The organism is Microvirga tunisiensis (assembly GCF_009296175.1).
Lineage (GTDB): Bacteria > Pseudomonadota > Alphaproteobacteria > Rhizobiales > Beijerinckiaceae > Microvirga > Microvirga tunisiensis.
Map to the genome: position 1 here is coordinate 1 of NZ_VOSK01000241.1, position 9,725 is coordinate 9,725.

Here is a 9,725-nt window from a genome sequence, read left to right on the forward strand (position 1 = left end):
ACCTCCATGACCGCGCCGGAGCCGAACTCCTGCTGGAGGGTCTGCAGAATCTGTTTCCGGCCATTGAGTTGATGTGGGCCGACACGGCTTATCGTGGGCTGAAGGACTGGCTCCAGAAGGCCCTGAGCTGGAGATTATCCATCCCGCAGCATTGGTGGAGCGGCGGAACCTGGATGCGGGCTGACGCGGAGCCGCCGACGCGACCGAGTGGCTTCCAGGTGCTCGCACGCAGGTGGGTTGTCGAGCGGACCATCGGTTGGCTCACCACCAACCGGCGGCTCGCCAAGGACTACGAACGCTTGGTCGAGACCGGCGAGATGTTGCTCTATCTCGCCATGAGCCGCATCCTGCTGCGTCGCCTCACGCGAAAGGAAAGATAATTGCTCACCAGCCTCTTAGCCGCAGCCGGTTCTGCTCCCATACATCTGTAAGCAATTTGGTTGAAGAATAAGCCAGAGGCCGGTGCCTTCGATGCACTCGCCCGAGGATAGCCCCATGACATGGATCGCCATCGCCGACCGTTGGGTTGGTCTCAAGCTTGCTGAAGTGATCGGACGCGACCTCCGGTCCCTCTACTCTGAAGTTCTCCATATGCCTCTCCCGGAACACCTGACAGCCATCGTTGAACGGCTAGAGGTCCATGGGAGGGGTGACCATGGGCGGTAGGCAGCCCCCTTGGGTTTCGGTTGCTGGCGTTCAATGAAGACCGCTCCACAGGATGGGACGCCTGTTCTCCTCTTTACCCTATGGCACGACCGAGTGGTTGGGCACTGGTCGCCAGAACGCGGCCTTTGGATTGACGCGTGTCATGGGATGGTGGTGGCGGTCCGCTGGATGCCGCTGCCCGACCCACGTGAGATGGAGGTCGAAGATGACACCGAAGGTTCTTACTCGCCAGATCGTGTCAGCAGCCACCCAGGCATTCTGGTCGCCGGATGATTTGCTGGGTGAAATCCAGGCCACCTTAGCGGCTTTGGCGGATGTCGAATACCGCTACGAGCGAGATCGCGAGCGGCTGATGCAACAACTTGGCCCTGATGCTGTTTTCCAGCCTCTCTGGGCCGAGCGGGAGAGACGCTATGAGGCTGAACGTGAGCCTTACCGCCGCAGAGTCGAACAGCTTCAACGGCGGATGAGACGCAACCTGTTCTCAGGATTGTGAGGCATGTCGGCTAACAGGAAAGTTCGGCACAAACTTCCAACTATACGACCTTCTCAACAAGATCGCCTTCGACTGTCCCCGTAGCACCTTGCCGTGGGAGCGACCTCCCAACCAATGCAGTCCTACGTGCAAGGCCCACTTCACGGACCTTGAGGCGACCAACCGCCCTCCCCAGACATCCCGCCGATGCTGCGCAAGCTCACGATCATCCGGGGTGGGAAGGGCTGATCCTGGAAGTCCGGTTCACTGCTATTTCCTGCCCAGCCAAGTCCTAGCAGCCTGCTCGTTCTTTCTATTGCTGCGACGGCTCAAAGCCAGCGCGGTTGTATAATGGCGCGTTAGAGTCCGTACTCCGGATTCGCCACAGCCAAGCCCAAGATCCGTAGAACGATAGGCTGGTCGTATGAGTAGGAAGGTCACCACCCCAGGAAACTCAGATCATCATCTCAACAGGAGAGAGATCATGGACGAGAAACAGGGAACAGGAACTGGGCAAGCTGGAAACGTGCAGTCCAATGCTCCAAACCAAGCGGGTGGTAATAGCCCCAACCCTCAGGGAAGTGCTCAGGGGAGCGGGGGCTCGCCCGAAAGCGTGGTTGATCAGGCGACGAACACCGCCGCTGATCTGGCAGACCGTGCCTCCGATATGGTCCGTGAGGCTTATGATCAAGGGCAGCGGTATGTCCGCCAAGCAGGCGACCGCTATCCGCAGGCCCAGCGCTACTATGAACGCGCCACACAGACCGTCGAGCGCCAAGTCACTGAGGCCCCGCTCGTCTCGCTGCTGGCGGTTGGAGTGGTCGGCCTTGGTATGGCCTGGATGATTGGTGGTCTGAGCAGAAACCAGGAGCGTGCGCCATCCCGTGGCAGGACCCGCAGGGACTACCCTGGTCAGCGCTCAGGCAAGCCTCTGATCGAGAGCGACCGGGTGGAAGGAACTGCCGTCTATGACCGGAGCGGCAAGCGCATCGGCACCGTCGAACGGGTGATGATCGACAAGATCAGTGGACGTGTGGCCTATGCGGTGATGTCGTTTGGCGGCTTTTTCGGCGTGGGCGCGAGCGAGTACGCCGTCCCCTGGCGCATGCTGGATTACGACCCCGATCTGGGAGGGTACCGTATCCAGATTACCGCAGAGCAGCTTCGGCGTGCGCCGAGCCTCTCCGGTGCTCGCGGTCAGGACTGGCCAGATCGCGGGAGCGAGCAGGATCTGCACGACTACTATCAGGTGACCTACTACTGGATGCTTGCCTGACGAACTGGACATGCAAGCAGCAGAGGCATTGTGTTCCCGGCCCTCTCAGAGGACCGGGGCTTATCAACGAGACCCTGCCTGCGGCGCAAGTGTCGGTCTGAGCCTCGCTTCTTCAGACCTAAGCTCCGGTCGTCACGCCGCCTGCCCGGCTGACCTGAAGTTCTTGGCGAGATCCCCTGCGGTGCGGAAGGCTTGCATGGCCTCAGCCCCGGTCATCGCCAAGGTGGTCTTCATGTCTGTCACGCCACCACCTGCCGCTGCCGTGATCACCGCCGCCGCAACCGTACGTGCATCCGGCGCTTCGACCACGAGGAGCCAGTCGTACTCACCGAAGGTCACATAGTACCCGAGAAGCTTACCGCCCGCAGCTTCAATGAGCTTGGATACCGGCTCGGTCCGGTCTTCCGGCGTGCTCACCATGCCGCGCATCGCGTCTTGCGAATACCGACCTTGAGAAATGAAGATTGGCATTGCGCTCTCCTGTGGTTGCTAATGGAAAGGTGGGGTCCATCACACCTGCCCACTCATGTGGTCAGCAGGTCGATGATCCTCATGATGGCGACTGCATTGCCCTTGTTCTGCGTGCCTTCCGTGGTGATGCCCTTGGCGCAGGTCCACACGTCTCCCTTCTTAACCGTGAACTGCTTGTCGTTCTGCACCACCGCGAGTTCGCCCTCAGTCATGTGGCAGAGCATGTCGTTCATCATGGCATTGTCCGGGGTCTTGGCACCGGGCTGCAGAACGATGTCACGCAAGTGAACCTTCTTGTAGGCAGGGATCAATGACTCCCGCTCTCCTAAGTCAATCTGCCTGACGCCCTGGGTTAGTTCCTTGCCCTCGTTGGGGCCATAGGTCTGGGCGGCAGCCTGTTCTGGAAGAACAAGCCCTGATAGCCCGGCAAAACCGATGGCAAGGGCTGATCTACGGTCGATATCCAGCATAGCGTCCTCCTGATGTTGAGGTCGCCTGCTCCGGGCCGGGGCCGACTTTCTTGCTCGACCCGAGCAAGAGCGACGTGGCCGGTGAACGTGGGCCGAGGCGCTGCCCTTCCTCTGCGCTCAACGGCAGCGGCATTCAACTCAGGGCAGCCAGAACACTGGTTATTGGGCCAAAACTATACTCCTCCGAGACTGCGACTGCAAAGGCCAGGAACGTTCCACGGCTTTCTTGGGATCGGCGCGGACGAGCATCCCGTCCCGTGGAGCATGTCTACTGAGGGCATCAGCCTGGACCGACATCACACCGATACAATGCTGAGCAGTGCCAAGGTACACGCTTGGATGGTCAGTGTTGGCAATGCTGCTCACCAGCCCCAGTAGGGCGGCACCTTCCAGTCATCGTGAAGGTCCTGCTCACGCCTGCGGTCCCACCAGTCTTTCTGATCGCCACAGACGACCGAAGTATCAGTTAGCTGCTCCTGCGTGATATAGGTTATATAGCCGCCAAGCTGGATATCGTACTTCAGTTTGTTCCATGAGATTGTGTGCTCATGGTTGTCGATCCCGAGAAAACCCCAAAGGTCATCACGGCGTAAACCACTCGCCCGCTGACCTTCTCAACGATCAGGTGGTGGATCGTGCCAATGCGGTGACCTCGTGGGTCGTAGAGGGATCAGCACTCTTCTAATCTCTGGACGCATCAGAAGAGGCACTTACACACAAGTGCTACTACCATAGGATAGTTGCGTGGAACTCAACGACAGCCCACCTGCGCCAGTAACAGGCTAGGTAAGCAATCAATAACAAGCCGAGGGAACACATGGCCGCTAACCCGAAACGTCAATCTTCTAACGCTGGAATGGATGCTTCTCGAACGTATCCTCCTGAGCTTCTGCCTTTGTTGCAATCGCTACTGGCGACCGTAGCCGACATTGACTTCGAGCACGAGAGTGACGTTGAGACTGTCAGGAATAGCTCAGCGGATGAGTGGCTGAAGCAGAGGACGATTAGAAAGCTGCAAGAGTGCCATCAAGAGCGGCGTATGCCCTACGTTCAGCAGGTTGAAAGTTTGCAGAGGCGGCTTCGGGCACTGGCTGCCTGAGAAGGTTCCCGTACCGTCCCGATTACGTTGGGTCAGAGGTCGTGAATGTCACTTCTTAGTCAAGCGTTTGGGAGAGGCAGCATTCTTTACTAAGGATCATCAGACGTTAGTAAGAAGGGGGTTGAACCCCCTTCCTCAATCTTTCTTGAAGGCGTCTTTGACGGAATCCTTGATGCCGCCGAGGGTGTTTTGAATCTTGCCTTCGGCCTGATCTGCCTTGCCTTCGGTCTGCATCTTGGAGTCACCGGTCACATTACCGATACCTTCTTTGACTTTGCCACCGATGTTCTTGGCGGAACCGTCAACGCGATTTTTATCAACCATAATTCTCTCCTCAGTTGCTGATTCAACGTGCAGTGAGTTGAGCCGTTCCTGCGGCATAAAACATCTGCACACATTGAGGGCACAGGTCTGGGGAAGGCCCAAAGGTTGCCGAGCGATGTGATTGGCCGGATTCTGGCTTATAGCTTCCCTGCCCGTTTTGAAGAACACTCAGAGGATGCCGAACAAGTTCCCCATGTTCGTGATAGAGAGGAAAACAACGGTAACGGCGACTTCCGAGGACATCCAATGCTCTATCTATCCGTCGTGTGGACGGTCATCGGCCTTGCTGCCATTGTTCGCTCCTACATCCTGCTCATGGGGGAGAATACCCCTGACGCGCGGCGTAAGACGGCCACGACCACGCGTGTGGTTGGTTTCACCCTGATCGTGGTCGGAGCCATTCAGATGCTGGTCTGGATTTTCACAGCCTGAAATCGGTCAGATTCCTGGCAAGGGAGGTCTGTTGCTGTCTCTTACCGATTGGGAAATCCTTCGAATCCCCTCGAATCGAAGCCCTCCGACTCCCTTCCCCTGATCTGCTGATGATGCGGAAGTGCGTTGAACGAGCTTCGATCCCCAACTGGATCGTTGCGCTGAGTGCAAACCAATCCAAGGGCGCGATTAGTGGTAAGTGGATGAGCGCAGTTCACGCTCCTTTGCCCGCGAGGAGATAATCCAGACGGCATGGACGATGCCGGGGATGTACCCGAAGATCGTCAGCAGGATGTTGATCCAGAAATGCAGACCTAAGCCGACCGTGAGCAGAACCCCCACGGGCGGCAGCAGGATCGCCAAAATGACGCGGATGATATTCAATTTACGTCTCCACGGCGCGTGGGGCGGATGGTGCCCACTCTAATATCAACCCAGGCAGAGCGATTGACGTTCCCCGAAGCCGCTGCGCTGGCAGAGGAACTCTGCCTTCGTATCCTCCGTTGGCCTCACACGCTTATGCTGAGAGGAATTGCGCATTCTGCCATCAAGACGGGAAGGATTCCTGCCACGACATACAGGAGATTCGCCAACGAGCCATTTGCCACATTGATCGCTGTGAAGAGGCCCTCAGAGATGATTTGAGCGACGGGATCAACCCCAGTGACGGTGAGAGCGCCGGGAGCATACGACTAAGGCTGAGATCACGATGACAAAGAACCCTTGGATGAGCCTCTGGTTGAGTGCGGCGAACACCTGGGCTGGTGCCGCTCGTGGTTTCTGGGCGGCAGAGATGAGCCGTCAGCAGAAGGCTCTGCTGAAGGAAATGACGGGATCAGGGCTGAAGGGCCGATCCAATACCACCACTCGGTCGTCCAGAAAGGCTTCAACAGGGACGAAGAGGAAGCCCAAGCGCTGATCCAGAGCTATACTCATCTCTGAATGTCCGCATCCGCCGCCCACTTCGTGCCCTCGACCAAACGGTTCGCGAGATCCTCCGGTCCAAGGGCTATCCGTGAAAGTTCCATCAAACCGTTTTCACCGATCTTATAGTCAACCTGCCAGGAAGGGCCTCGCGGCCCCTTCTGCTACTGCTCTACCGCCAAGAGATGTACAGAGCCCTACTCCCTGATCCGTGTCTGACGAAGCGCTCACTCGATGATCTCGACAACCTGACGGGTACGCGGATCGACCAGCACAGTCCGCTCGTTCACAATCGTGTAGCTGTACGGATTGCGAAGGCCCACACTCGCCGGAACCGGAGCAAGGCGAGCGCTCCGTGGCGCTGGCTGCCCCACAGCCACTGGTTCAGCGGTCCGGATTGAGGGACTCCTTTGAGCCGCAGCATAGGTGCGTACCCGCCTTGCCTCCTCGGCGCTTACAACGCCACCGACCGCAGCACCCGCGACGCCGCCAACAGCCGCGCCCACCGGACCACCCACGATAGCGCCGACAACAACCCCACCCGCCGCCCCGGACGCAAACCCTGTTCCAGGATCTGTCTGGCAGGCCGCCAGTGGAACAGCCACAAGAGCAAGCGCCAGAGCAGGCTGGAAAAGCTGAGCACGCATGGGGATTTCCTCCTTCACCAGAAGGCCAACGCTGTGAAGCTTGACCAGTTCCTGGCCTCGACGAGGCGCTCTTGGGGTATCGCCGCTGCCTGCGGTCCAGAGGTCATGACAGCGGGTCTTCGCGTTACATCGGACAAGATCTTATGCCCGTAGCACAATGCACTTTGGGTTCGGGCGCTGCCCCGCTGCCGTCTGAAGTTTACAGCAGGGCGACCTTACCACAGACGTACGCTGGACACCGCATCCGGCCCGCCGCACAATCGTTCTGGAACGGCACCGAGAGACCCATGGATCGGCAGCAGCACAAGGTCGAGCGGCGGCTGGCAGCCATCTTCGCAGCGGACGTAGCAGGCTATTCGCGCCTGATGAACGAGGACGAGGTTGGGACGCTCAATATCCTGACTGCCCATCGGGAGGTCATGGATCGGCAGATCGCCGAGCACGGCGGAAGGATCGCAAATACGGCTGGCGATAGCGTTCTTGCCGAGTTCCCAAGTGCCGTTGATGCCGTCCAGTGCGCTATTGCGGTACAGGCGGCACTCGCACAGGCCAACTTGGATATCCCTGACGAGCGGCGTGTCCGGTTCCGGCTCGGGGTCCATGTCGGCGATGTAATGGTGCGGAACGGCGACCTACTCGGAGACGGGGTGAATATCGCCGCTCGTCTGCAAAGCCTTGCTGATCCAGGTGGCATATGTCTATCGGAGGCTGCTTATGGGTACGTGCGCAAGAGTATCCCGCTGACCTTCAACGATCTCGGGGAGCAGCACGTCAAGAATATGGAAGAGGCAATTCGGGCCTTTGCTATCGGCTTACAAAGCAATGCCTCGACCGCTCCGCGAACAGCGCCCGAGCCCTCGGCATCGCGGCTCCCGGAGAAACCTTCCATCGCTGTTTTGCCATTCGCCAACATGAGCGGTGACCCTGAGCAGGAGTATTTCGCAGATGGAGTGGTTGACGACATCATCACTGGCCTTTCGCAGGTGAAGTGGTTCTTCGTCATCGCCCGCAACTCCTCGTTTATCTACAAAGGAAGAGCCGTAGACGTGAAGCAGGTCGGGCGCGAACTCGGGGTGCGTTATGTGCTCGAAGGTAGTATCCGCCGTGCTGGGGATCGCATCCGCATCACAGGCCAGTTGATCGACGCTGGGACCGGAGCCCACCTATGGGCTAATCGGTTCGACGGCAGCATGGACAACATCTTTGCCTTTCAAGACCAGATTACTGCAAACGTGATTGGAGCTATCGAGCCAAGCCTTCGCCGCGCTGAGATCGAGCGGGCACGCCGCAAACGCCCGAACAGCCTCGACGCCTATGATTTCTATCTCCGTGCGTTGCCATACGCATATGCGAATACTCCACAGGACAGCGAAGAGGCATTGCGCCTTCTGCTTCAAGCGTTGGATAGAGAGCCGGATTATCCTACTGCGCAGGCTCATGCTGCATGGTGCTACGAGCAGCGATTTTTCCGGGGTGGCCATCGCGCCAAGGATAAGGCTGAGGCTGTGCGGCATGCCCGTGCGGTAATGGCGTCGGCAACAGACGACGCCCTGGCGCTCGCTATAGCCGCTTTCGTTGTTGCCATGCTTACTCATGATTATGAGAGTGCCATTGGAACAGTGGACAGAGCGCTCCTTCTCAATGGCAATTCGGCCCTGACGCTTGGATTCAGTGCCATGACTGAGGCCAACGCAGGGCGGTATGAGGCGGCAATTGAGCATGGTCGGCGGGCGATTCACCTGAGCCCACTCGACCCAATGAACTATCATCCATATTTAGGGATGGGTTTTGCCTACCTGTTCAGCGGAAGGAACGAGGAGGCGGTGGTCGCGTCCAATCATGCTATCCAGGCAAATCCATCCTTTATGGTTTCTCATGCACTCCTCGTCGCAAGCTACGCTCAGCTTGGCCATCTAGATGCCGCCAAGGTGGCGGCGCAAAGGCTTCTCGAAGCCGCACCCAGCTTCACGGTCACTATGATGGAGCAGATGGAGTTCACCGCGCCCGAGAGAGTGGCGCAGTTCGGAGCGGCCCTACGGCAGGCTGGTTTGCCGGACTGATCGATTTGGCAACGTCTTGCTTGCGCCCGTATCTCTGTTTCAAGCTCCGGCGTCCGTCCGCACCTACCTGATGCTCCCATCAGGGCATTATCCTGAGCAGATCCTCGACGCAGAGCGCCGAGTTGTGAGCCACCATAGCCGCCATTTCGGCGTAGGACAGATGGCTGTCATCCCCTGCCCCATCCGAGATGGTGCGGATGATGTAGGCTCCCCTATCGAAACGGCGGCCGACTTCGAGGACCGCTGCGGACTCCATATCAACGATTTCGCCTCCGAGGTCCTGAAGACGGGTGCGGGTCTGTATGCAATAGAGCACAGAGCCGAGCCGGATCGTGAGTTTGTCAGCCATCCGGTCTCGGAGATGCTCCAACGTTTGCTCAACCTGGGCTGGGACGCGGGGAAGATCCCGCAAGGGCCGGGCAATGCCTGGAAGCGGGAGGTCACCGACCGGGACGCAGGTGAAGACGCCATCACTCACCAGACCATAGTCATGGGTGGCCCCTCTCGTGACCAGCACCACCGAGCCGACCTCAAGATCCGTTAGGGCTCCTGCAACACCTGAAAAAATCAGGTCGTCGCAGCCGAATGTCGTGAACAGAATCGTCGCCAGTGTGGCTGCATTGACCTTGCCGATGCCGGACTGGGCCAGAACGATTGATCGGGCGCGGTCGTGGACATGCCCTTGCCAGACCTGGAAACCGGCAAGAGTGGTCGGCTCCGAGTCGAACTGGAACCGATGATGAAGAGCGTCTAACCCGGAAAATTCATGGAGGGTTGGCGGGTGTAGCTCAAGTGCCTGAGATGACTTAGGATTTGGTTGTTGAATCCGATCCGCCTCATTTCTGGGAGAACCCACCCGCCATGAACCATTCTACGCTTCC

General features: G+C 58.5%; 13 protein-coding genes. 7 read left to right on the top strand and 6 right to left on the bottom strand.

Annotated features, from left to right (window positions below):
- The 4 genes from FS320_RS31740 to FS320_RS50995 all read left to right on the top strand — a co-directional run.
- Window positions 1-380, top strand: a 380-nt coding sequence (locus FS320_RS31740; RefSeq protein WP_152711663.1) for a transposase, incomplete at its 5' end; no start/stop codon positions are given.
- A 115-nt stretch (window positions 381-495) separates the two neighbouring features.
- Window positions 496-666, top strand: coding sequence for a NepR family anti-sigma factor (locus FS320_RS45390; protein ID WP_153885351.1), 171 nt, complete (start codon window positions 496-498; stop codon window positions 664-666).
- A 205-nt stretch (window positions 667-871) separates the two neighbouring features.
- On the top strand, window positions 872-1,162 hold the full coding sequence (locus tag FS320_RS31745) for a hypothetical protein (RefSeq protein WP_152716435.1): 291 nt from the start codon (window positions 872-874) through the stop codon (window positions 1,160-1,162).
- Window positions 1,163-1,625: 463 nt separating this feature from the next.
- Window positions 1,626-2,417, top strand: a complete 792-nt coding sequence (locus tag FS320_RS50995) for a PRC-barrel domain-containing protein (protein WP_420846804.1) — start codon at window positions 1,626-1,628, stop codon at window positions 2,415-2,417.
- Window positions 2,418-2,549: 132 nt separating this feature from the next.
- On the opposite strand, the gene FS320_RS31755 is transcribed toward FS320_RS50995, so the two are convergent.
- The 3 genes from FS320_RS31755 to FS320_RS31770 form a co-directional block, all read right to left on the bottom strand.
- A complete protein-coding gene (locus tag FS320_RS31755; RefSeq protein WP_152716436.1) occupies window positions 2,550-2,888 on the bottom strand; it encodes a GYD domain-containing protein in 339 nt (112 codons plus the stop codon).
- A 53-nt stretch (window positions 2,889-2,941) separates the two neighbouring features.
- Window positions 2,942-3,358 carry a hypothetical protein gene (locus tag FS320_RS31760; RefSeq protein WP_152716437.1) on the bottom strand — a complete coding sequence of 139 codons (417 nt, stop codon included), beginning with the start codon at window positions 3,356-3,358 and terminating at the stop codon, window positions 2,942-2,944.
- 1,234 nt (window positions 3,359-4,592) lie between these two features.
- Window positions 4,593-4,781, bottom strand: a complete 189-nt coding sequence (locus tag FS320_RS31770) for a CsbD family protein (protein ID WP_152716439.1) — start codon at window positions 4,779-4,781, stop codon at window positions 4,593-4,595.
- Window positions 4,782-4,886: 105 nt separating this feature from the next.
- Here FS320_RS31770 and FS320_RS31775 point away from each other — a divergent pair, with 105 nt between their 5' ends.
- The gene (locus FS320_RS31775) at window positions 4,887-5,213 is read left to right on the top strand and encodes a hypothetical protein (RefSeq protein WP_152716440.1); all 327 of its coding nucleotides are present in this window, start codon (window positions 4,887-4,889) and stop codon (window positions 5,211-5,213) included.
- 189 nt (window positions 5,214-5,402) lie between these two features.
- Here the strand turns inward: FS320_RS31775 and FS320_RS31780 are convergent, their stop codons facing one another.
- Window positions 5,403-5,597, bottom strand: a complete 195-nt coding sequence (locus FS320_RS31780) for a YqaE/Pmp3 family membrane protein (protein ID WP_036365010.1) — start codon at window positions 5,595-5,597, stop codon at window positions 5,403-5,405.
- Window positions 5,598-5,936: 339 nt separating this feature from the next.
- Here FS320_RS31780 and FS320_RS31785 point away from each other — a divergent pair, with 339 nt between their 5' ends.
- Window positions 5,937-6,155 (top strand): hypothetical protein, encoded by a 219-nt coding sequence (locus FS320_RS31785; RefSeq protein WP_152716441.1) that lies wholly within the window; start codon window positions 5,937-5,939, stop codon window positions 6,153-6,155.
- Between the two features lie 209 nt (window positions 6,156-6,364).
- Here the strand turns inward: FS320_RS31785 and FS320_RS31790 are convergent, their stop codons facing one another.
- A complete protein-coding gene (locus FS320_RS31790) occupies window positions 6,365-6,784 on the bottom strand; it encodes a DUF1236 domain-containing protein (RefSeq protein ID WP_152716442.1) in 420 nt (139 codons plus the stop codon).
- A 287-nt stretch (window positions 6,785-7,071) separates the two neighbouring features.
- Between FS320_RS31790 and FS320_RS31795 the strand changes: the two genes are divergently transcribed.
- Window positions 7,072-8,844: an adenylate/guanylate cyclase domain-containing protein gene (locus tag FS320_RS31795; RefSeq protein ID WP_152716443.1), complete on the top strand. Its 1,773-nt coding sequence runs from the start codon at window positions 7,072-7,074 to the stop codon at window positions 8,842-8,844.
- Window positions 8,845-8,923: 79 nt separating this feature from the next.
- Here the strand turns inward: FS320_RS31795 and FS320_RS31800 are convergent, their stop codons facing one another.
- The gene (locus FS320_RS31800) at window positions 8,924-9,700 is read right to left on the bottom strand and encodes a phosphorylase family protein (protein ID WP_152716444.1); all 777 of its coding nucleotides are present in this window, start codon (window positions 9,698-9,700) and stop codon (window positions 8,924-8,926) included.
- Window positions 9,701-9,725: the final 25 nt, after the last annotated feature.